Source organism: Azospirillum sp. ST 5-10, assembly GCF_051225715.1.
In the GTDB taxonomy this organism is placed as follows: domain Bacteria; phylum Pseudomonadota; class Alphaproteobacteria; order Azospirillales; family Azospirillaceae; genus Azospirillum.
The window spans coordinates 128,966-149,127 of record NZ_JBPJSP010000001.1; the positions used below are offsets into that span (position 1 = coordinate 128,966).

Annotated in this window: 23 protein-coding genes; 13 read left to right on the forward strand and 10 right to left on the reverse strand. The window is 72.7% G+C overall.

All coding sequences use genetic code 11. The annotated features are described in order from the left end of the window. Window positions 1-35 precede the first annotated feature (35 nt). Window positions 36-818, forward strand: coding sequence for an SAM hydrolase/SAM-dependent halogenase family protein (locus ACSBPG_RS00630; RefSeq protein ID WP_435535150.1), 783 nt, complete (start codon window positions 36-38; stop codon window positions 816-818). On the opposite strand, the gene ACSBPG_RS00635 is transcribed toward ACSBPG_RS00630, so the two are convergent. The 4 genes from ACSBPG_RS00635 to ACSBPG_RS00650 all read right to left on the reverse strand — a co-directional run bounded on the left by ACSBPG_RS00635 (window position 815) and on the right by ACSBPG_RS00650 (window position 2,813). Beyond that, complete coding sequence (locus tag ACSBPG_RS00635; RefSeq protein ID WP_435535151.1) at window positions 815-1,192, reverse strand: response regulator; 378 nt, start codon at window positions 1,190-1,192, stop codon at window positions 815-817. The genes ACSBPG_RS00630 and ACSBPG_RS00635 overlap by 4 nt on opposite strands. Before the next feature lie 94 nt (window positions 1,193-1,286). Further along, window positions 1,287-1,946: an HAD family hydrolase gene (locus ACSBPG_RS00640; RefSeq protein WP_435535152.1), complete on the reverse strand. Its 660-nt coding sequence runs from the start codon at window positions 1,944-1,946 to the stop codon at window positions 1,287-1,289. Window positions 1,947-2,005: 59 nt separating this feature from the next. Next, complete coding sequence (locus tag ACSBPG_RS00645) at window positions 2,006-2,215, reverse strand: hypothetical protein (RefSeq protein WP_435535153.1); 210 nt, start codon at window positions 2,213-2,215, stop codon at window positions 2,006-2,008. Window positions 2,216-2,381: 166 nt separating this feature from the next. Beyond that, window positions 2,382-2,813 (reverse strand): Fur family transcriptional regulator, encoded by a 432-nt coding sequence (locus ACSBPG_RS00650; RefSeq protein WP_435535154.1) that lies wholly within the window; start codon window positions 2,811-2,813, stop codon window positions 2,382-2,384. 177 nt (window positions 2,814-2,990) lie between these two features. Here ACSBPG_RS00650 and ACSBPG_RS00655 point away from each other — a divergent pair, with 177 nt between their 5' ends. Then, window positions 2,991-3,869 carry a transglutaminase family protein gene (locus ACSBPG_RS00655; protein WP_435535155.1) on the forward strand — a complete coding sequence of 293 codons (879 nt, stop codon included), beginning with the start codon at window positions 2,991-2,993 and terminating at the stop codon, window positions 3,867-3,869. Window positions 3,870-4,077: 208 nt separating this feature from the next. Then, window positions 4,078-5,319, forward strand: coding sequence for a sensor histidine kinase (locus ACSBPG_RS00660; protein ID WP_435535156.1), 1,242 nt, complete (start codon window positions 4,078-4,080; stop codon window positions 5,317-5,319). A gap of 42 nt (window positions 5,320-5,361) precedes the next feature. Here the strand turns inward: ACSBPG_RS00660 and dnaJ are convergent, their stop codons facing one another. Continuing rightward, window positions 5,362-6,513, reverse strand: a complete 1,152-nt coding sequence (dnaJ, locus tag ACSBPG_RS00665; protein ID WP_435535157.1) for a molecular chaperone DnaJ — start codon at window positions 6,511-6,513, stop codon at window positions 5,362-5,364. 127 nt (window positions 6,514-6,640) lie between these two features. Further along, a complete protein-coding gene (gene dnaK / locus ACSBPG_RS00670; RefSeq protein ID WP_435535158.1) occupies window positions 6,641-8,569 on the reverse strand; it encodes a molecular chaperone DnaK in 1,929 nt (642 codons plus the stop codon). Window positions 8,570-9,166: 597 nt separating this feature from the next. Here dnaK and ACSBPG_RS00675 point away from each other — a divergent pair. Beyond that, on the forward strand, window positions 9,167-9,367 hold the full coding sequence (locus tag ACSBPG_RS00675; RefSeq protein WP_435535159.1) for a hypothetical protein: 201 nt from the start codon (window positions 9,167-9,169) through the stop codon (window positions 9,365-9,367). A gap of 19 nt (window positions 9,368-9,386) precedes the next feature. Here ACSBPG_RS00675 and ACSBPG_RS00680 read toward each other — a convergent pair whose 3' ends face one another. Then, window positions 9,387-9,884 (reverse strand): hypothetical protein, encoded by a 498-nt coding sequence (locus ACSBPG_RS00680; protein WP_435535160.1) that lies wholly within the window; start codon window positions 9,882-9,884, stop codon window positions 9,387-9,389. Between the two features lie 40 nt (window positions 9,885-9,924). Here ACSBPG_RS00680 and ACSBPG_RS00685 point away from each other — a divergent pair, with 40 nt between their 5' ends. Next, entirely contained in the window at window positions 9,925-10,845 is a 921-nt protein-coding gene (locus ACSBPG_RS00685) for a DUF1848 domain-containing protein (RefSeq protein WP_435535161.1), read from the forward strand. Window positions 10,846-10,883: 38 nt separating this feature from the next. Here ACSBPG_RS00685 and grpE read toward each other — a convergent pair whose 3' ends face one another. Together grpE and hrcA are read right to left on the reverse strand one after the other, a co-directional pair. Next, complete coding sequence (gene grpE / locus ACSBPG_RS00690) at window positions 10,884-11,522, reverse strand: nucleotide exchange factor GrpE (protein ID WP_435535162.1); 639 nt, start codon at window positions 11,520-11,522, stop codon at window positions 10,884-10,886. Window positions 11,523-11,589: 67 nt separating this feature from the next. After that, entirely contained in the window at window positions 11,590-12,624 is a 1,035-nt protein-coding gene (hrcA, locus tag ACSBPG_RS00695; protein WP_435535163.1) for a heat-inducible transcriptional repressor HrcA, read from the reverse strand. Between the two features lie 204 nt (window positions 12,625-12,828). Between hrcA and rph the strand changes: the two genes are divergently transcribed. From rph to hemW, 3 genes are all read left to right on the forward strand, one after another. Beyond that, a complete protein-coding gene (gene rph / locus ACSBPG_RS00700; RefSeq protein WP_435535164.1) occupies window positions 12,829-13,545 on the forward strand; it encodes a ribonuclease PH in 717 nt (238 codons plus the stop codon). A 78-nt stretch (window positions 13,546-13,623) separates the two neighbouring features. After that, window positions 13,624-14,229, forward strand: coding sequence for an RdgB/HAM1 family non-canonical purine NTP pyrophosphatase (gene rdgB / locus ACSBPG_RS00705; protein ID WP_435535165.1), 606 nt, complete (start codon window positions 13,624-13,626; stop codon window positions 14,227-14,229). Next, window positions 14,226-15,383, forward strand: coding sequence for a radical SAM family heme chaperone HemW (gene hemW, locus ACSBPG_RS00710; RefSeq protein WP_435535166.1), 1,158 nt, complete (start codon window positions 14,226-14,228; stop codon window positions 15,381-15,383). Before rdgB ends, hemW begins: the two co-directional genes overlap by 4 nt. Window positions 15,384-15,524: 141 nt before the next feature. On the opposite strand, the gene ACSBPG_RS00715 is transcribed toward hemW, so the two are convergent. Beyond that, entirely contained in the window at window positions 15,525-16,679 is a 1,155-nt protein-coding gene (locus tag ACSBPG_RS00715; RefSeq protein WP_435535167.1) for a penicillin-binding protein activator, read from the reverse strand. Between the two features lie 32 nt (window positions 16,680-16,711). Between ACSBPG_RS00715 and rsmI the strand changes: the two genes are divergently transcribed. From rsmI to ACSBPG_RS00740, 5 genes are all read left to right on the forward strand, one after another. Beyond that, window positions 16,712-17,638 carry a 16S rRNA (cytidine(1402)-2'-O)-methyltransferase gene (gene rsmI / locus ACSBPG_RS00720; protein ID WP_435535168.1) on the forward strand — a complete coding sequence of 309 codons (927 nt, stop codon included), beginning with the start codon at window positions 16,712-16,714 and terminating at the stop codon, window positions 17,636-17,638. Further along, on the forward strand, window positions 17,635-18,009 hold the full coding sequence (locus ACSBPG_RS00725; RefSeq protein ID WP_435535169.1) for a YraN family protein: 375 nt from the start codon (window positions 17,635-17,637) through the stop codon (window positions 18,007-18,009). Before rsmI ends, ACSBPG_RS00725 begins: the two co-directional genes overlap by 4 nt. 87 nt (window positions 18,010-18,096) lie before the next feature. After that, window positions 18,097-18,930 carry a SirB1 family protein gene (locus ACSBPG_RS00730; protein ID WP_435535170.1) on the forward strand — a complete coding sequence of 278 codons (834 nt, stop codon included), beginning with the start codon at window positions 18,097-18,099 and terminating at the stop codon, window positions 18,928-18,930. 32 nt (window positions 18,931-18,962) lie between these two features. Continuing rightward, window positions 18,963-19,904 (forward strand): glutathione synthase, encoded by a 942-nt coding sequence (gene gshB / locus ACSBPG_RS00735; protein ID WP_435535171.1) that lies wholly within the window; start codon window positions 18,963-18,965, stop codon window positions 19,902-19,904. Window positions 19,905-19,965: 61 nt separating this feature from the next. Then, entirely contained in the window at window positions 19,966-20,133 is a 168-nt protein-coding gene (locus ACSBPG_RS00740; protein WP_435535172.1) for a hypothetical protein, read from the forward strand. Window positions 20,134-20,162 lie beyond the last annotated feature (29 nt).

The following is a 20,162-nucleotide window of genomic DNA, read 5'->3' on the forward strand; positions in this document are numbered from 1 at the left end:
TTAACGGGCCCGTCCCGCGCCGCTATCATGGCGCCATGATCGTGCTGTTCACGGATTTCGGCCTGGCCGGCCCCTACACGGGGCAGGTCAAGGCGGTTCTGGCCGGGCTCGCGCCGGGCGTCCCGGTGATCGACCTGATGGCCGACGCGCCGGCCTGCGATCCCCGCCGCGCCGCCTATCTGCTGGCCGCCTACGCCCCGGAATTCCCCGCCGGGTCGGTCTTCGTCTGCGTCGTCGATCCCGGGGTCGGCGGCGAGCGGCGGCCTCTGGTCGTCGACGCCGACGGGCGGCGCTACGTCGGGCCCGACAACGGCCTGTTCGAACTGGTCCGCCGCCGCGCCGGCGACGTCCGCGTCCGGCGCATCGACTGGCGGCCGGCGCGCCTGTCGGCCAGCTTCCATGGCCGCGACCTGTTCGCCCCGGTGGCGGCCCGGCTGGCGCTCGGCCAGACGGTGGCCGGCGCTCCCCTCGCCCCGGCGGCGATCGCCCGGCCGGACTGGCCGGACGACCTCGCGGAGATCGTCTACGTCGACGTCTACGGCAACGCCATGACCGGCCTGCGCGCCGCCGCCCTGCCGCCGCAGGCGGTTCTCGAGGCCGGCGGGCGGGCGGTGCGCCGCGGCCGCACCTTCGCCGACGTCGGCCCGGGCGAGGCGCTGTGGTACGAGAACTCCAGCGGGCTGGCCGAGATCGCCGTCAACCGCGGGCGGGCCGACCGCGATCTCGGCCTGGCCGTCGGCAGCGCGGTCACGGTCGCGGCCCAAGCCGGTTTGCCCGGATCGGGCCACACCTCGGCCGGCCCGGGCGCACCAGCCTAGCCGGCCTCGGCCAGGCAGCGGTCGAGCTGCTCCAGGTCGACCGGCCGCGGCAGGACGGGCAGGGCGCCGTCGCACGCCGGTTCGGCCCGGCCGCCGGTGAGGATGATCCGCGTGTGCGGGCAGACGATGCGGGCCACCGCCGCCACCCGGTCGCCGTCGTAGGGCGCCATGCTCCGGCACAGCAGCGCCAGCGCCGGCTCCTGTTCGCCGATCAGCGCCAGCGCGCGGTCGCCGTCCGCGGCCTCGGCGACGGCGTAGCCGCGTTCGGTCAGGTGGCGCACCAGGAGGGCGCGCTGCGCGGGGTCGTCGTCGGCGACCACCGCCCGCAACGCGCCGGATTCGGCGCCGCCGACCGGCAGGTCGATGCTGAACACGGCCGCAACCCTCCGTTCGTCCGTCCGCCGACGCTGCATAGCACAGCGCCGGCCGGTACGGGGCGGGGCGGTCGCGGGTGCGACAAATCGCGCTTCAGCGGATCTTCACCACCACCTTGCGGTCGAGCAGTTCCAGCATCGGCCGGTCGCTCGGGTGGTTGCCGTAGCCCCAGGTCTCGCCGAAGGGACCGTGCGCGGCGAGCCAGGCGCGCACCCGCGTCGCCTTGTCGGCGCGCACGCAGTTGCCGGTGCTGAGCTTGCCGGTGAGGCACCCGTCGGCCACCTCCATGCCGGTCGCCAGCAGGTCGTCGACGGCGACGCCGCGCAGCAGGACGGGCATGTAGACGTCCAGCGCCCCGGTCGCCACGACGACCCGGCGTCCGGCCCGGCGGTGCGCCTCCAGCGCCTCGACGGAGGGCTGGTACCAGCGCAGGCGGCGGGCCAGCCGCTCGGCGGCGGCGGCGGCGTCGGCCAGCGGCAGGCCGCGCAGCGTCCGCTTCAGCAGGATCGCCTTGACCGAGCCGGGGAAGTCGCAGCCCGGGCCGCGGCCCCGCAGATGGCGGTGGCAGGCGGAGCGGATGGCGTCGGCCAGCGCCAGATGGGTGCGGCGGCGGCCGATCACCTCGCCGACGAACATCAGCAGGCTGTCGCCATGGATCAGGGTGCCGTCGAAGTCGAAGAAGGCGACGCCGCCCGGCGTCGCGGTCGCCGACGGGAGCGGTGCGCAAGGGGCGGAGGAAAGGTGCGTCGCCATGGCGGTGGTGTAGCAGAATCCGCGGGCGGCGGCAGGTGAAAAAGGCGGGACCGCCACTCTCAGTGGCGCACGCCGGGCTGCGGCAGCGGGGCCCCGCCCTCCTCGGCGTCCTCATCGTCGACGAGGTCGCGCAGCGCCTCGTCCAGCCCCTGGCGCAGGGCCACGATCTGCTCGAACACGGCGGCGGTGTGCTGTTCCAGCCGCCGCACCCGTTCCTCCAGTCCGTCGAGGCGGCGGACGAGGTCGTCTCGGTGTGCGTTGTCCATCATTCGGGTCCCGTCGCGATCGAAGCCGTCGCTTTTAAAGCTGGACCCGACATCCGCCGCCGCCCAGGGCCGCAGGCGGCGCACCCCGCAAGAGCCCGGACGAATCCCGTTGGCTACTCCGCGACGCCCGTCCGTACGGCGGCTCCGGCGGCGTCGGCCCGGCGGTCCCTCAGTCCGCCCCTCCTTCGCCGCTGCGCGCCAGCGGCACGGCGTAGAGCTCCAGCCGGTGGCCGACCAGCCGGTAGCCCAGCTCGCGGGCGATGGCCTCCTTCAGGCGCTCCAGCTCGTCGTTGGTGAACTCCACCACCTCGCCCGACTCGAGGTTGATGAGGTGATCGTGGTGTTCGTCCTTCTTCTCCTCGTAACGGGCACGTCCGTCGCCGAAATCGAGTCGCTCGATGACCTGGGCGTCCTCGAACAGGCGCATGGTGCGGTAGACGGTGGCGATGGAGATCCGCGGATCGAGCGCGACGGCGCGGCGGTGCACCTCCTCGACGTCCGGATGATCGGTCGATTCCGACAGCACGCGCGAGATCACGCGGCGCTGGTCGGTCATCTTCAATCCCTTGTGGGCGCAGATATCTTCGATGCGCGAGGACATAGCTCTGTGATCCCAACCCTTCCTGGCCCTATTCTTATGCCGCCCGGAGGCGTATCGGGGCAAGGCCGAGTCCCCAGGTAAAGATAGAGCGGACGGAACCATTCTCAAACATCCGCGTTGCGTCGCCGCCGCCCGCATGGGGTGGCCGCCCCCATCCCGCAGCCGAGAGCCAAGACGATGACCGTCCTCTCCGTCCGCCACACCACCACCTACCGCTACAGCCAGCCGGTCCGGTTCGGCGATCATCGGCTGATGTTCCGCCCCCGCGACAGCCACGACCTGCGCCTCCTGGAAACCCTGCTGGTGATGAGCCCGCCGGCCGAGGTGCGGTGGATGCACGACGTGTTCGGCAACTCCATCGCCATCGCCCGCTTCACCGAGGAGGCGGCGGAGCTGCGAATCGAAAGCCGCATCCGCCTGGAGCCCTTCACCCCCGAGGTGCCCGACTTCCCGGTGGAGGAGTACGCCCGCACCTACCCCTTCAGCTACTCGGCCGAAGAGGTACCGGATCTCGGCCGCACCATGGAGCGCCACTACCCCGACCCCGAGCACCTCGTCGACGCCTGGGCCAAGGAGTTCCTGCAGGCCGAGGACGGCGTGCCGGAGACGCTCGACCTGCTGACCCGGATGACCGGCGCCATCAAGGAGACTTTCACCTACGCGGCCCGCGACGAGGAAGGCACGCAGGACCCCGTGACCACGCTCACCAGCCGCAGCGGCAGCTGCCGCGACTTCGCGCTGCTGATGATGGAGGGCGTGCGCAGCCTGGGCTTCGCCGCGCGCTTCGTCTCCGGCTACCTCTACGACCCGGCGCGCGACGACGGCAGCGCGATGGTCGGCGGCGGGGCGACGCACGCCTGGGTGCAGGTCTACCTGCCCGGCGCCGGATGGGTCGAGTTCGATCCCACCAACGGCATCGTCGGCGGCCAGAACCTGATCCGCGTGGCGGTGACCCGCGACCCCACCCAGGCGGTGCCGCTGTCGGGCTCCTGGATCGGCCCGTCGAACAGCTATCTCGGCATGACCGTCGACGTGCAGGTCGCGGCGGAGGAGTAGCCGCTGGAGCGGGATCACTCCAGGTGGAATTGTCTGGAGTGATCCCGCTCTAAATTCAAATGTTCAGAGCAAGATTCACGCTTTTGGCCGGACCGGCCAAAAGCGATCTTGCTCTAGCCGCCGCAACAGCGAATCCGTCACAATCCGGTGCTACTGTCCCGTCATGACCGGCCGGTTCCGATCCCCAGGCACGACGCGGGACTCAGCGGTGGACGTTCTCGATTCCCCGAGTGCCGGCACGGCCGGCGGCGCGAGCGCGGCGGCGCCCTTCGACGAGGACGCCGCCTTCACCGCCGCCCGCCTGGCCCGGCCGGAAGCGCCGGTCGCCCCCGAGACGCCGGGCCAAGCCGTGTTCGAGCGCTTCGTGGCGTCGCCCTCTCTGCACGCCATCGCCGTGGTCGAGGACGGGCGCGTGGTCGGGCTGGTCGACCGGGCGGAGCTGCTCACGACCTTCGCCAAGCCGCTGATGCGCGACCTCTACGCCCGCCGGCCAGTGCGCCTGCTGATGGATGCGGAGCCGCTGGCGGTGGAGGCGGCGTTGACCCTGGGCGAGGTCGGCCAGCGGATCGCCGCCAAGCCCGAGGCGCTGGCCGCCGGCTTCGTCGTCACCGAGGGCGGGCGCTACCGCGGCGTCGCCTCGGCCATGGACCTGATGGCGTCGTCGGTGGAGCAGGCCGACCTGCGGGCCCGCCAGGTCGAGGAGGCGCGCGCCGCCGCGGAAGCGGCCAACCGCGCCAAGACCGCCTTCCTCGCCAACATGAGCCACGAGATCCGCACGCCGCTCAACGCCATCATGGGCTTCGCCGAGATCCTGCAGCAGGAGATGGCGGGGCCGCTCGGCAACGACCTCTACCGCGAGTACGCCGGCGACATCGTCGAGAGCGGCCGCCACCTGATGGAGCTGATCAACGACCTGCTCGACCTGTCGAAGGCGGAGGCCGACAAGCTGGATCTGCAGGAGGGGCCGGTCGACGCCGCCCGCGTCGCCCACGGCTGCGTCCGCCTGGTGAACGAGCGCGCGGCGCGGGCACGGGTGCATCTCGAGGTCACCGTGCCGCGCGACCTCGCCCCGCTCCACGCCGACGAGCGCAAGCTGCGGCAGATGCTGCTGAACCTGCTGTCCAACGCGGTGAAGTTCACGCCCGTGGGCGGCACGGTGATGCTGGCCGGCGGCCTGGGCGGCGACGGCGGCGTGCGCCTGTCGGTCCGCGACACCGGGGTCGGCATGACGGCGGACGAGCTGGCCAAGGCGATGGAGCCGTGGGGACAGGTGAACAGCGCCCTCAACCGCCGCCACGTCGGCACCGGCCTCGGCCTGCCGCTGACGCGGCGCCTGATCGAGCTGCACGGCGGCGCGCTGGAGACCGACAGCGTCCCCGGCCGCGGCACCACCATGACGCTGGTCTTCCCGCCGTGGCGGACGGGGAACGCGGATTCGGGAGGGCGATGAACCGGGCGGCGTGGCCGCATCGGCCACGCCGCAGCGGCCGCCCTACTCCTTCAGGTCCTCCCACAGCTCCTTCACCTTGGCGAAGAAGCCTTCGGACTGGGGATGGCTGCCCTCGTTGCCGGCCTTCTCGAACTCGCGCAGCAGCTCGGTCTGGCGCTTGGTCAGGTTGACCGGCGTCTCCACCACCGCCTGGATGTACATGTCGCCGCGGTGCGGGCTGCGCAGCACCGACATGCCCTTGCCCTTGAGGCGGAACTGGTGGCCGGTCTGGGTGCCGGAGGGCACCGAGATCTTGGCCCGCGTCCCGTCGATGGTCGGCACATCGACGGTGCCGCCCAGGGTCGCCGTCACCATGGGGATGGGCACCCGGCAGTGGATGTTGGCGCCGTCGCGCTGGAACAGCGGGTGCGGCGCCACGGCCAGGAAGATGTAGAGGTCGCCCGGCGGGGCGCCGCGCAGGCCCGCCTCGCCCTCGCCGGCGAGGCGGATGCGCGTGCCGTCCTCGACGCCCGCCGGGATGTTGACCTGGAGCGTCTTCTCCTTGCGCTGCCGGCCGGCGCCGCCGCAGCCCTTGCAGGCGTCCTTGATGATGCGGCCCTGGCCGTGGCAGGCCGGGCAGGTGCGCTCGATGGTGAAGAAGCCCTGCTGGGCGCGCACCTTGCCGTGGCCGGCGCAGGTCGGGCAGGTGATCGGCTGGGTGCCGGCCGCGGCGCCCGAGCCGTTGCAGGAGTCGCACACCACCGAGGTGGGGACGCGCACGGTGGACTGGGAGCCCTTGAAGGCCTCCTCCAGCGTGATCTCGAGGTTGAAGCGCAGGTCCTGGCCGCGGCCCGAGGCGCCGCCGCCGCCGCCGCGCCGGCCGCCCATGAACTCCCCGAACATCTCGTCGAAGATGTCGGCGAAGCCGCCGCCGCCGAAGTCGAAGCCGCCGAAGCCGCCGCCGGCGCCGCCGCCCGGCCCGCGGCCGCCGTCGAAGGCGGCATGGCCGAAGCGGTCGTAGGCGGCGCGCTTCTGCTCGTCCTTCAGGACGTCGTAGGCCTCGTTGATGTCCTTGAACTTATGCTCGGCCTCCGCGTTCCCCGGATTGCGGTCGGGGTGGTGCTGCATCGCCAGCTTGCGGTAGGCCTTCTTGATCTCGTCCGGGCTGGCGGTCTTGGCCACGCCGAGCAGTTCGTAATAATCCTGTTTCGCCATGGGGCTTCGAACGCCTCGCCTCTGTCAACGGCCGATGGGGGCGGCCCCGCCGGCCGCTCCCCGTCCGCCCGCGCGGCAGGCGCGGGCGGACGGGGTGTAGCACGGACCCGGTCGGGCCGGCGTGACGTTACGCCGACTTCTTCTTGTCGTCGTCGACCTCTTCGAAGTCGGCGTCGACCACGCCCGGCTCGGCTTGGCCGCCGGCACCGCCGCCGGCCGCCTCGCCGCCGCCGGCGGCGGCCGCCTGGCCCTCGCCGGCCTTGTACATCGCCTCGCCGAGGCGCATGGAGGCCTGGGCCAGGGCGTCGGTCTTGGCCTTGACGGCCGCCGGGTCGTCGCCCTCCATGGCGGTCTTCAGCTCGGCCACCGCCTTCTCCGCCGCCTCGCGGTCGGCGGCCGGGATCTTGTCGCCGCCTTCCTTGATGGTCCGCTCGGTGGTGTGGATCAGGGCGTCGGCGTGGTTGCGGGCGTCGACCATCTCGCGCCGCTTCTTGTCCTCCTCGGCGTGCGCCTCGGCGTCCTTCACCATCTTCTGGATGTCGGCGTCGGACAGACCGCCGGAGGCCTGGATGCGGATCTGCTGCTCCTTGCCGGTGGCCTTGTCCTTGGCGCCGACGTTGACGATGCCGTTGGCGTCGATGTCGAAGGTCACCTCGATCTGCGGCACGCCGCGCGGCGCCGACGGGATGCCGACCAGATCGAACTGGCCGAGCAGCTTGTTGTCGGCCGCCATCTCGCGCTCGCCCTGGAAGACGCGGATGGTGACGGCGGTCTGGCTGTCCTCGGCGGTCGAGAACACCTGGCTCTTCTTGGTCGGGATCGTCGTGTTGCGGTCGATCAGCCGGGTGAACACGCCGCCCAAGGTCTCGATGCCGAGGCTGAGCGGGGTCACGTCGAGCAGCAGGACGTCCTTCACCTCGCCCTTCAGCACGCCGCCCTGGATGGCGGCGCCGATGGCGACCACCTCGTCCGGGTTGACGCCGCGGTGCGGCTCACGGCCGAAGAACTGCTTCACCGCGTCGAAGACCTTGGGCATGCGGGTCATGCCGCCGACCAGGATCACCTCGTCGACCTCGCTGGCCTTCAGGCCGGCGTCCTTGAGCGCCGCCTGGCAGGGGCCCATGGTGCGCTGGATCAGGTCGTCGACCAGCGCCTCGAGCTTGGCGCGGGTCAGCTTGATGTTGAGGTGCTTCGGGCCGGACTGGTCGGCGGTGATGAAGGGCAGGTTGACTTCCGTCTGCATCGACGAGCTGAGCTCGATCTTCGCCTTCTCCGCCGCCTCCTTCAGGCGCTGCAGGGCGAGACGGTCCTTGCGCAGGTCGATGCCCTGCTCCTTCTTGAACTCGTCGGCCAGGTACTCGATGACGCGGGCGTCGAAGTCCTCGCCGCCGAGGAAGGTGTCGCCGTTGGTCGACTTCACCTCGAACACGCCGTCGCCGATCTCCAGGATGGAGACGTCGAAGGTGCCGCCGCCCAGGTCGTACACGGCGATGGTGCCGCTGCCCTTCTTCTCCAGGCCGTAGGCCAGCGCGGCGGCCGTCGGCTCGTTGATGATGCGCAGCACCTCGAGCCCGGCGATCTTGCCGGCGTCCTTGGTGGCCTGGCGCTGGGCGTCGTTGAAGTAGGCCGGCACGGTGATGACCGCCTGGGTCACCTTCTCGCCGAGATAGCTCTCGGCCGTCTCCTTCATCTTGCCGAGGATGAAGGCGCTGATCTGGCTCGGGCTGTACTTCTTGTCGAACGACTCCACCCAGGCGTCGCCGTTGTCGCCGGCGATGATCTTGTAGGGAACGAGCCCCTTGTCCTTCTCGGTCAGCGGATCGTTGTAGCGGCGGCCGATCAGGCGCTTGATCGCGAAGAACGTGTTCTCGGGGTTGGTGACCGCCTGGCGCTTGGCCGGCTGGCCGACCAGCCGCTCGCCGTTCTGGGCGAAGGCGACCATCGACGGCGTGGTGCGCGCTCCCTCGGCGTTCTCGATCACCTTGGCGCTGCTGCCCTCCATGACGGCGACGCAGGAGTTGGTGGTGCCGAGGTCGATGCCAATGACTTTGCTCATGTCTAACCTCTGGTTTCCGGCAGATCCGGGGCGGCCCTTCCGACCGGCACCGCCCGGGTCCCCATGGGGTTCGTTGGGTGGGGTTCGATGGAACGGTTCGGGTGAACTGTGACGGCTCGCGGGAGATATAGGCAGGTCGGGTAGCGCGTGCAACGCCCCGTCGCCGCGCCGCGCCGCATGCCGGGCGCGCGCCGCCTCCGCCGCGGACGTCCCACGGCGCTTGCCGGACGCCGGGGTTCGCCTTGCAGGAGAGGCGAGAGCACACGAAGAGATGCGCGGTATATATCCGGGTATTCACACACGCGTATGATGGCGCGGCGTCTCGCCACAGTAGCGGCGATCAAAAATCGGAATTCTCATCCCCCCTTAACTTTTCGTTAACAGTGCTCGATGTTGCTCTGCCGCATCAGTGACTTATGATCGCCGGTCTTTACTGCTGTCGGCAAGAATCTCGTGGTGAAAAGAGCTCCGCAGCATGGTATATGCTTCGATGCATCCGGTGGCGGGCCTTGGCCCGGACTGGCGCGGCGGGACCGACGGGAACCGATCGACGAGCAACCTCTTCATGACGAGCAACCGCTTCATAGGGTGACCACGATGAAGGAAGATCGGCGCGGCGTGGCGCTTGCCATCAAGTCCTGCCTGGACAGCCTGAAGGACGACGCCGCCAAGAGCGAGCTGGACGACCTGGCGCGCTTCATCGGCCTGGCCGCCCTGGCGGCGGAGGAGGCGGCGCTCGGCGACGCCAAGGCGCCGCCGTTCGAGCGCTACTTCGCCGGCGGGGTCGGCCACTGCTGAGGCGGCCCCACACGACGCCCTACACGGCGTCGGCCAGCAGGTCCGCCGCCCGGACCGCCGCGTCCAGCGCCGCCAGGGTGTCGACGTAGGGTGCCCGCCCGTCGCACGCCGCCGGCAAGGCGAAGCTGAACATCGCCACCCGGACGCTTCCCTCCCGTTCGGCCCCGACCAGCCAGAGATAGTGGGTCTCGGCCCGGCCGTCCTCCTCGGCCACCAGCACCGCCATGGCCAGGGTGGCGCCGTCGGCGCGCCGCTCCACCGTGCGGTCGCCGACGCGGGCGTCGTCGGGCCGCACGAAGCGCATCGTCATCTCGTGCAGCAGGGCCGCCGCCGTGCCGCCGGCCCGCGGCGCGCGCTCGTCCACCAGCACCCGCAGCTCGCCGGCGTCCGCCGCCGGCCGGAACACGGCGACGTCGTGCCCTTCCGCCCGCTCCGTCAGGGCGATCCAGTCCGGCGGGATGCGGAAGCGCACCCGCCCTTCCCATTCGACGCTGCGCCAGCTCCGGTCCGTCTCCATATCATGCCTTTCCCTGTCCTGGTCCGTTCCGGTCCGGCCGATGATCGTCTCCGCCAGCTACCGCACCGACATCCCGGCCTTCTACGGCCGCTGGTTCCTCAACCGCCTCGCCGCCGGCTACGCGCGGGTCGCCAACCCCTACGGCGGCCCGCCGGCCCGGGTCGACCTCACCCCGGCGGCGGTCGACGGCTTCGTGTTCTGGACGCGCAACCTCGCCCCCTTCCGTCCCGCCCTCGACGCGGTGGAGGGGCTCGGCCTGCCCTACGTGGTGCAGCACAGCATCACCGCCCTGCCCCGCCCGCTGGAACGTTCGGTCGTCGCCTGGGAGACCGCCGTGGCGCAGGTCCACGCCCTGCGCCGGCGCCACGGCCGGCGGGCGGCGGTCTGGCGCTACGACCCCGTGGTCACGACGACGCTGACCCCGCCGGACTGGCACCGGGCCACCTTCGCCCGGCTGGCGGGGGCGCTCGCCGGGACGTGCGACGAGGTCGTCGTGTCGTTCCTGCAACCCTACCGCAAGACCGCGCGCAACCTCGACCGCGCCGCCGGCGAGCACGGCTTTTCCTGGCGCGATCCCGACGCGACGGAGAAGCGCGCGCTGCTGGCCGACCTCGCCGGGCTGGCGGCCGAGCACGGCATGGCGCTGACCCTGTGCAGCCAGCCCGACCTGCTCGCCGGACCCGGGCCCGCCGCTGTCGGGCCCGCCGGTGTCGGGCCGGCGCGCTGCATCGACGCCGCGCGGCTGGCCGACGTCGCCGGCCGCCCCGTCGCCGCCCCGACGCGGGGCAACCGCCCCGGCTGCCTGTGCGCCCGGAGCCGCGACCTCGGCGACTACGACACCTGCCCGCACGGCTGCGTCTACTGCTACGCGGTGGCCGACCGCGACCGCGCCGGCGCCCGCTTCCGGGCGCACGACCCGGCCGGGGACTTCCTGTTCCCGCCGCGCCGGGCGGCGGGATGACGGGCGGCCCTCAGGCCGCCCCGGTCACGCCGCCCCGGTTACGCCTTGGTGTCGACGCGCTGGCCGCCGGTCTCCTCGGCGCCGGCCTTGGCGACGCCGACCATGGCCTCGCGCAGCAGACGGCCGTGGATGGTGTAGCCGGCCTGCAGCACCTGGACGATGGTGCCGGCGGGCTTGCCGGTGTTCTCGATCTCGAACATCACCTGGTGGAAGTTCGGGTCGAAGACCTCGCCCTGGGGGTCCAGCTTCTTGATGCCGGCGCGCTCGAAGGCGGCCAGCAGCTGGCGCTCGGTCGCCTCGACGCCGGTCGCCAGGCTCTTCAGCATCTCGTCGTGCTCGCGCCCTTCGGGCGGCACCGCGTCGAGGGCGCGGCGCAGGTTGTCGGCGACGCTCACCAGCTCCTTGGCGAAGCTGGAGACGGCGTACTTGGAGGCGTCCTCGCGCTCGCGCTGGGCGCGGCGGCGGGTGTTCTCGGTCTCGGCCATGGCGCGCAGGAGCTGGTCCTTGAGGCCGGCGACCTCGGCTTCCAGCTTGGCCACGCGGTCTTCGGCCTTGTCCGCGGCGGGAGCGGCGCCGGCCTCGGCGGACGGCGCCGCCGCCTCGCCGCCGACGGCGTCGGCGGGCTGGCCGTTGATGGCGGTGTCGGCGTCGGTGGGCTTCTTGTCGGGGTCGCTCATGATGTCTCTCAAGGTCAGGTTTCGCTCTGTGCGGTCGGCGGGGGCGGCGGTGGAGGCGGGGGCGGGGTCAGCCGACGAGGCGGCCGATCACCTTGGCCGTGTAGTCCACCAGCGGGATGATGCGGGCGTAGTTGATGCGGGTCGGGCCGATCACGCCGATGGCGCCGATCACCCGCTCGCGGCTGTTCTGGAAGGGGGCGATGATGAGCGAGCAGCCGGAATGGCCGAACAGCACGTTCTCCGCGCCGATGAAGATCTGCACGCCGTCGCCCTTGCCGGTGGCGTCCAGCAGGCGGAGCATCGCCTCCTTGGTCTCCAGCGCCTCGAACAGGGCGCGCACCCGCTCCAGGTCGGACAGCGCGGTGACGTCCTGCAGCAGCTTGGACTGGCCGCGGACGATGAGCTGGCCGTCGCCGCGGCTGCCGCCCCAGGTGGCGAGGCCGGCCTCGACGACGCGGCGCGACAGCTCGTCCAGCTCGGTGCGCTGGCTCTCGATCTCGGTGCGGACCTCCTGGCGCGCCTCCTCGATGGTGCGCCCGACCAGCTTGGCCGTGAGATAGTTCGAGGCCATCCGCAGGGTCGAGCCCGGCAGCCCCAGGGGCACCTCGACGACCCGGTTCTCCACCAGCCCGTCCTCGTTCACCAGCACCACCAGGGCGCGGCCGGGACCGAGCGAGACGAACTCGATGTGCTTGAGCGGCCGGTCGGTCTTCGGCGCCAGCACCAGCCCGGCGCAGCGCGACAGGCCGGACAGCATGGAGGACGCCTCGGCCAGCGCCTCGGGCAGGGAGCGGCCGGCGGCGTGGCACTTGGCCTCGATCGCCTCGCGCTCCTCGTCCGGCAGGGAGCCGATCTCCAGCAGCCCGTCGACGAACAGGCGCAGCCCGGCGTCGGTGGGGATGCGGCCGGCCGAGGCGTGCGGCGCGTAGAGCAGCCCCTGCTCCTCGAGGTCGGCCATGACGTTGCGGATGGTCGCCGGCGACAGGCTCATGCCGAGCCGCCGCGAGATCGTGCGCGAGCCCACCGGCTCGCCCGACTCCACGTAGGCGTCGACGATGAGCCGGAAGATGTCGCGCGATCGCTGGTTCAACTCGCTGATCATGGGTGCCTGCCGGTCCACGGGGGCGCCGCCGGCCCGCCGAAAGGCGGCGGACCGTCGCGCGCGGTGAAATTTAGGCAGAAGCCGTTGGTGAATCAATGAGCCCGGGGCGGCCGGCGGCGCGCCCCGCCCGATGCGCCACTGGACGCCGCCCCCCGCGAGCGGCTAGCGTGCCGGCCCGTCAACAACCCCTCTGGACCGACTCCGATGCGCCCCTCCGGCCGTGCCCCCGACCAGCTCCGCGCCGTCTCCCTGGAGCCCGGCTTCGCCAAGTACGCCGAAGGCTCCTGCCTCGTCCGCTTCGGCGACACCCACGTGCTGTGCACCGCCAGCGTCGACGACGGCGTGCCGCGCTTCCTGAAGAACACCGGGCTCGGCTGGGTGACGGCGGAGTACGGCATGCTGCCGCGCTCCACCCACAGCCGCACCGACCGCGAGGCGGCGCGCGGCAAGCAGAGCGGCCGCACCCAGGAGATCCAGCGCCTGATCGGCCGGGCCCTGCGCGCCGTCACCGACCGCGCCGCCATGGGCGAGGTGCAGATCAAGATCGACTGCGACGTCCTGCAGGCCGACGGCGGCACCCGCACCGCCGCCATCACCGGCAGCTACGTCGCCCTGCACCTCGCCTTCCAGCACCTGATGGAGATCGGCGCGGTCAAGCGCATGCCGCTGACCGACAGCGTCGCCGCCGTCTCCTGCGGCCTGTTCAAGGGAGCGCCGGTGCTCGACCTCGACTACGCCGAGGACTCCAACGCCCAGGCCGACGCCAACTTCGTGCTGACCGGCAACGGCGGCATCGTCGAGATCCAGGGCACGGCCGAGGAGAAGCCCTTCAGCGACGCCGAGTTCCAGGCGCTGATGACGCTCGCCCGCCAGGGCGTGGCCGAGCTGACGGCGCTGCAGAAGGCGGCGCTCGGCGGTTGATCCGTGGGAGGCGGCCCGACCGGCCGCCTCGATCGGCACCACCGAACAGGCGACACACCGAACAGGAGTGAGCGTGCCATGCCCGACACCGCCCCGCGCCGTTTCTCCGGCGACACGCTGGTCATCGCCAGCCACAACCCCGGCAAGGTCCGCGAGATCGCCGCGCTGCTGGGGCCGTACGTGAAGCACTTCCCCTCCTGCGTCGAGGTCGGCCTGCCCGAGCCGGAGGAGACCGGCGACAGCTTCGTCGCCAACGCCGTGCTGAAGGCCCGCGCCGCCGCCGCGGCCGGCCACGTCGCGCTGGCCGACGACAGCGGGCTGGCGGTCCACGCGCTGGGCGGCGCGCCCGGCATCTATTCGGCCCGCTGGGCCGGCCCGGCCAAGGACTTCCGCGCCGCCATGGAGCGGGTGGAGGGCGAGCTCGCGGGCACGGCCGACCGCTCCGCCCACTTCGTCTGCGCCCTGGCGCTGGCCTGGCCGGACGGCCACGTCGAGACGGTCGAGGGGCGGGTCGACGGCGCCCTGGTGTGGCCGCCGCGCGGCGACCGCGGCTTCGGCTACGATCCGGTCTTCAAACCGACCGGGCTCGACATCACCTTCGGCGAGATGGACCCGGCGGAGAAGCACCGCATCAGCCACCGGGCCGACGCCTTCCGCCAGCTTGTGGAGCGATGCTTCCGATGACCCCCGATCCCGGCTTCGGGATCTACGTCCATTGGCCCTTCTGCCTCTCGAAGTGCCCGTACTGCGACTTCAACAGCCACGTCCGCGAGCGGGTCGACCATCAGGCCTGGCGCGGCGCGCTGCTGCGCGAGCTCGACCATTACGCCGGCGCCACCGCCGGCCGCCGGGTCACCTCGGTGTTCTTCGGCGGCGGCACGCCGTCGCTGATGGAGCCGGCCACCGCGCAGGCCGTGCTCGACCGCATCGCCGCCCGCTGGCCGCTGGCCGAGGGGCTGGAGGTCACCCTGGAGGCCAACCCCACCTCGGTCGAGGCCGGGCGCTTCCGCGCCTTCCGCGCGGCCGGGGTGAACCGGGTGTCGCTGGGCATCCAGGCGCTGGACGACACGGCGCTGCAGGCGCTGGGCCGCCGCCACAGCGCCGCCGAGGCGCTCGGGGCGATCGCCCTGGCGGCGCGCACCTTCGACCGCTTCTCCTTCGACCTGATCTACGCCCGGCCCGGCCAGGGGGTCGCCGCCTGGGAGGCGGAGCTGGGCCGCGCCCTCGACTTCGCCGTCGGGCACCTGTCGCTCTACCAGCTCACCATCGAGGAGGGGACGGCCTTCCATCCCCTGCACGCCCGCGGCGAGCTGGTGCTGCCCGACGAGGAGGTCGCCGGCGACCTCTACGAGGCGACGCAGGCGCGCCTGGCCGCCGCCGGCCTGCCCGCCTACGAGATCTCCAACCACGCCCGCCCCGGCGAGGAGTGCCGGCACAACCTGACCTACTGGCGCTACGGCGACTATGTCGGCGTCGGTCCCGGCGCCCATGGCCGCCTCACCCTGGACGGCGGAAAGGTCGCCACGCGGGCCCACCGCGCCCCCGAGGTGTGGCTCGACCGGGTCGCCCGCCACGGCCACGGCGCCCATGCGCCGGAGCCGGTGGCCGTCGCCGACCGCGGCGCCGAGCTGCTGATGATGGGCCTGCGCCTCGCCGAAGGCGTCGCCCGGGCACGGCTGGTCGAGGAGACCGGGCGCGACCTGCCAGGGCTGGTCGACGCGGCCGCCCTCGACCGGCTGGTGGAAGCCGGCTTCCTGGACCTCGACGCGACCACCCTGCGCGCCACCGCCGCCGGCCGCCAGCGGCTCAACGCCGTCCTGGGAGCGCTGCTTGGGTAGGACGCGACGTCGTCGCCTCGGTCCCCCACCCAACCCCCTCCCCCACTGCGCGGGGGCGGGCTTTCTCCTCCCCCCGCGCAGTGGGGGGAGGCCGGGAGGGGGGACTGGGCGCGCGCGCCAACAGACGCGGCGGGCCGGAGGTCACTGCCCCAGCGCCTCGAAGCTGCGCGGGGCGGGATCGAGGACGCGGGCGCCGGTCGGGGTGATCTCCAGCACCGCCAGGCCGCGCTCGACGATGCCGGTGGGGTGCAGGCGGAACAGGCCGTCGACGCCGCCGAAGCCGTTGGCGTCGGTGAGGGTGGAGCGCGAGAAGGGCTGCGAGGCGCCCATCCGCGTCAGCACCGCCGCCAGCGCCGTGGCGTCGTAGGACAGGGTCGCCAGCCGCGGCGGCTCCTTGCCGTAGGCCTGGCGGAAGCGCGCCTCGAAGTCGCGGCGCTGGTCCGGTTCGGGGGCGGCGAACCAGGCGCCGACCATGGCCGGCTCGCCGCCCATGCCGGGTTCGTCCCACAGGCCGGTGCCGAGGAACTGCAGCGGCTGGGCGGCGACGCCGGCGCCGCGCAGGGCGGCGGCGAGATCCTTGACCCGCTGGCCGCCCTCGGCGAGCAGCACCGCCTGCGGCTGGGCGGGCGACTGGGCGACCTGGCGGGCGAGGATGGAGAAGTCGTTGAGCCCCGGCGCGTAGCGCTCGGCCTGGACCACCTGGGCGCCGGTGCGGCCGGCCGCCGCCTGCAGGGCGCTCACCACGGCGTCGCCGTAGGCGTCGCTGGGCGCCAGCACGGCGACGCGGGTGACCCCGCGCGAGCGCGCGAAGCCGACCACCCGCGCCACCTGGTCGGCCGGCACCAGCCCCATGACGTAGGTGCCGGGGCCGCCCTGGGTCCAGTCGGTGGTGAAGGCGACGACCTCGACGCCGGCGTTGAGGGCGATCGGCCGGACCGCCGCCACCTCCTGCGCGAACAGCGGCCCGAGGATCAGCCGCGCCCCTTCCGACACGGCGGAACGGGCGGCCTCGGCGGCCCCCTGCGGCGTGCCCTTGGTGTCGCGCGGCAGCAGCTCGAAGCGGTCGCCGGCGCGCTCGAACAGGGCGAGCTGGGCGGCCTCCAGCATCGGCTGGCCGATGCTGGCGCTGGGGCCCGACAGCGGCAGCAGCAGCGCCACCTTCACCGGCTGGGCCACCGGCGCCGCCGCCGGCGCCGGCTGCGGCGCTTGTGCGGCCGGCGGCCGCCCCGTTACAGTCGGGGCGCAAGCGGCGAGCGCCAGCGCCGCCGTCACGAACAGGACGCGGACGCACGTCAAGCCGCGCGAACGAGAGAGAGGTGTCGCCAGTCGTGCCACCGAAAGTCTCCACTCCAGGTCGGGCGCCCAGCGCCGCCCACGGTCCGGCTGAAGGTAGCGACGGCGGAGCCACAAGTAAACTCGCGGCCGGCCTTTATCTCGTCGCCACCCCCATCGGCAACGCCGCCGACATCACCCTGCGCGCGCTGGACACCCTGCGCCGCGCCGGCGCCGTGGCCTGCGAGGACACCCGGGTGACGGGCAGGCTGATGCAGATCCACGGCGTCACCACGCCGCTCGTCTCCTACCACGAACACAACGCCGCCCGCATGCGTCCGCTGCTGATCGAGCGCATGCAGGCCGGCGAGGCGCTGGCGCTGGTCTCCGACGCCGGCACGCCGCTGGTCTCCGACCCCGGGTACAAGCTGGTGCGCGCCTGCGTCGAGGCCGGGGTGGCGGTGACCGCCCTGCCCGGCCCGTCGGCGCCCTTGACGGCGCTGGTGCTGTCGGGCCTGCCGAGCGACCGGTTCCTGTTCGCCGGCTTCCTCGCCAGCAAGAGCGCCGGGCGGCGCGCCGCCCTGGGCGAGCTGCGGACGGTTCCGGCGACGCTGGTGTTCTTCGAATCGCCGAACCGGCTGGCGGCGTCGCTGGCCGACATGGCGGAGCTGCTGGGTGCGCGGCCGGCGGCGGTGGCGCGCGAGCTGACCAAGCTCTACGAGGAGGTGCGCCGCGGCCCCCTGCCCGAGCTGGCCGCCCATTACGCCGCCGCCGGCCCGCCGCGCGGCGAGGTGGTGGTGGTGGTCGGTCCGCCGGACGCCGACGCCGCGCCGGAGGAGGCGGACGTCGACGCCGCCCTGGCCGAGGCGCTGGGCCGGCTGTCGGTGCGCGACGCCGCCGCCGAGGTGGCGGTGCGCACCGGCCGGCCGCGGCGCGCCGTCTACGCCCGGGCCCTGGAACTGGCGCGGGGAAGCGGGTCGTGAGCCCGATCGGCACGGAGGAGCGGCGGCGCACCGAGGCCTACGGCCGCTTCGCCGAGGCCCTGTGCCGCCTGAGCCTGCGCCTGAAGGGCTACCGCATCCTCGCCGAGCGGCTGCGCACGCCGCTCGGCGAGATCGACATCGTCGCCCGGCGCGGCGACACGCTGGCGGTGGTCGAGGTCAAGGCGCGCGCCGACTGGGCCGCCGCCAGCGAGGCGGTCAGCGCCCGCCAGCGCGGCCGTCTGGCGCGGGCGGCGCACGCCTACCTGGCCACCCACCCGCAGTACGCCGGCTTGACCTTGCGCTTCGACGTGATGCTCGTTACCCCTTGGTCCTGGCCGCGCCACCTGCGCGATGCCTGGAGGGTGACCTAGCCCGCCGAGATGGACGGCCGGCACCAGCCGCATACATGGTTTTGCACGATGCGGGCCCGGCGACGGGACCCGCAGGAGAAGGACACCGTGACCAGCCGCGCCGACGCCCGCGAGACCCTGCGCCGCATAGGCTCCCAGCCCGACGAGGCGATCGACCTCGCCGAGGCGGCACTGGCGCTGGGCGCGCTGGAGCGTCCGCAGGTGCCGCTGGAGCGTTACCGCCGTCACGTCGCGGCCCTCGCCCGCGACATGGCCGACCGCTTCGATCCCGCCACCGACGGACTGGAGAGCCGCATCGCCGCGCTGCACGCCGTGCTGGTGGAGCGGCACGGCTACGTCGGCGACACCGAGACCTACGACGACCTGCAGAACGCCAACCTGCTGCGCGTCATCGACCGCCGGCGCGGCCTGCCGGTGGCGCTCGGCATCCTCTACCTGCACGCCGGGCGGGCCCAGGGCTGGCCGATGGTCGGCCTGAACTTCCCCGGCCATTTCCTGGTGCGCCTGGATTGCGAGGGGGACCGGGCGATCCTCGACCCCTTCAACGACGGCCGGGTGCGCAGCGTGGTCGAGCTGCGCGAGCTGCTGAAGGCCAGCGCCGGCAACGCCGCCGAGCTGGAGCCCGGCCACTACGCCGCCGTCGGCAACCGCGACATCCTGCTGCGCCTGCAGAACAACCGCAAGCTCCGCCACCTCTCGGCCAACGAGGTGCCGCAGGCGCTGGAGGTGCTGGACTCCATGCGCCTGTTCGCCCCCGACGAGCCGGCGCTGTGGCGCGAGACGGGCCTGCTGGAGGCGCACCAGGGCAACCTGGAGGCCGCCATCGGCGCGCTCGAGACCTTCCTCGGTCTGGCCGACGACGACCGCCAGCTCCATCAGGCGGCGATGCTGATCCAGCAGCTCAAGCACCGCCTGGATTGAACCGAACAGGCCCCCACCGGAGACATTCCGCCATGAGTCTCGCCGTCGCCTTCCAGATGGATCCCATCGAGTCCATCAACATCGACACCGATTCCAGCTTCATGATGGCGCTGGAGGCGCAGCGGCGCGGCCACCGCCTCTTCCACTACCACCCGCGCGACCTGTCGCTGACCGGCAACCGGCTGACCGCCCGGGTGCGGGCGATGACGGTGGAGCGCAAGCGCGGCGCCCACTACACGCTCGGCGAGCCGCGGGTGGCCGAGCTCACCGAGATGGACGTGGTGCTGATGCGCCAGGACCCGCCCTTCGACATGGCCTACATCACCGCCACCCACATGCTGGAGCACATCCAGCCCAAGGTGCTGGTGCTGAACGACCCCAAGTCGGTGCGCAACGCCCCGGAGAAGCTGTTCGTCACCCACTTCCCCGACCTGATGCCGCCGACCCTGATCACCAGCGACAAGCAGGCGATCCTCGACTTCCGCGCCGAGCACAGGGACATCATCGTCAAGCCGCTGTTCGGCAACGGCGGCGCCGGCGTCTTCCACCTCAAGCCCGACGACGAGAACCTGGGCTCGCTGCTGGAGCTGTTCACCCAGCTCTACCGCGAGCCGGTGATCGTCCAGAAGTACCTGCCGGAGATCCGCCAGGGCGACAAGCGCATCATCCTGGTCGACGGCGAGCCGGTCGGGGCGGTCAGCCGGATGCCCCAGGAGGGCGAGGCGCGGGCCAACTTCCACGCCGGCGGCTCGGCGCGCAAGACCGAGCTGACGGCGCGCGAGCGCGAGATCTGCGCCGCCATCGGCCCGACCCTGCGCGAGCAGGGTCTGGTCTTCGTCGGCATCGACGTCATCGGCGACTTCATGACCGAGATCAACGTCACCTCCCCCACCGGCATCCAGGAGATCAACCGGCTGGACGGCGTCCAGCTGGAGGTGCTGCTGTGGGACGCCATCGAGCGGCGCCGCGGCTGACCGCAACCTCCGCCCGTCTCTCCGGTTGAGGGTGGCGATGCCCGAAACCGGAGGGGACGCGATGAAGCAGCCGCACACCGAACAGGACGTGAAGCACGACGAGGGCCAGCAGAACACCGGCAACCACCGCAAGCCGGACTCGCCGGCCTCCCACGGCGCCGACCGCTTCGGCGGCACCCGCGCGGGGGCGGAGAACGTGGAGCCGACCCGGGGCGACAAGGGCAAGTAGGTCCTCCCGTCGCCGCCCCGGCGCCCCGC

Coding starts and splice junctions, on each gene's coding strand:
- ACSBPG_RS00640 (WP_435535152.1), bottom strand. CDS start 1,946: ATGGCGACGCACCTTTCCTCCGCCCCTTGCGCACCGCTCCCGTCGGCG.
- ACSBPG_RS00655 (WP_435535155.1), top strand. CDS start 2,991: ATGACCGTCCTCTCCGTCCGCCACACCACCACCTACCGCTACAGCCAG.
- ACSBPG_RS00675 (WP_435535159.1), top strand. CDS start 9,167: ATGAAGGAAGATCGGCGCGGCGTGGCGCTTGCCATCAAGTCCTGCCTG.
- dnaK (WP_435535158.1), bottom strand. CDS start 8,569: ATGAGCAAAGTCATTGGCATCGACCTCGGCACCACCAACTCCTGCGTC.
- ACSBPG_RS00650 (WP_435535154.1), bottom strand. CDS start 2,813: ATGTCCTCGCGCATCGAAGATATCTGCGCCCACAAGGGATTGAAGATG.
- hrcA (WP_435535163.1), bottom strand. CDS start 12,624: ATGATCAGCGAGTTGAACCAGCGATCGCGCGACATCTTCCGGCTCATC.
- grpE (WP_435535162.1), bottom strand. CDS start 11,522: ATGAGCGACCCCGACAAGAAGCCCACCGACGCCGACACCGCCATCAAC.
- ACSBPG_RS00630 (WP_435535150.1), top strand. CDS start 36: ATGATCGTGCTGTTCACGGATTTCGGCCTGGCCGGCCCCTACACGGGG.
- gshB (WP_435535171.1), top strand. CDS start 18,963: ATGAGTCTCGCCGTCGCCTTCCAGATGGATCCCATCGAGTCCATCAAC.
- ACSBPG_RS00685 (WP_435535161.1), top strand. CDS start 9,925: ATGATCGTCTCCGCCAGCTACCGCACCGACATCCCGGCCTTCTACGGC.
- ACSBPG_RS00645 (WP_435535153.1), bottom strand. CDS start 2,215: ATGATGGACAACGCACACCGAGACGACCTCGTCCGCCGCCTCGACGGA.
- ACSBPG_RS00680 (WP_435535160.1), bottom strand. CDS start 9,884: ATGGAGACGGACCGGAGCTGGCGCAGCGTCGAATGGGAAGGGCGGGTG.
- dnaJ (WP_435535157.1), bottom strand. CDS start 6,513: ATGGCGAAACAGGATTATTACGAACTGCTCGGCGTGGCCAAGACCGCC.
- rdgB (WP_435535165.1), top strand. CDS start 13,624: ATGCCCGACACCGCCCCGCGCCGTTTCTCCGGCGACACGCTGGTCATC.
- rph (WP_435535164.1), top strand. CDS start 12,829: ATGCGCCCCTCCGGCCGTGCCCCCGACCAGCTCCGCGCCGTCTCCCTG.
- hemW (WP_435535166.1), top strand. CDS start 14,226: ATGACCCCCGATCCCGGCTTCGGGATCTACGTCCATTGGCCCTTCTGC.
- ACSBPG_RS00740 (WP_435535172.1), top strand. CDS start 19,966: ATGAAGCAGCCGCACACCGAACAGGACGTGAAGCACGACGAGGGCCAG.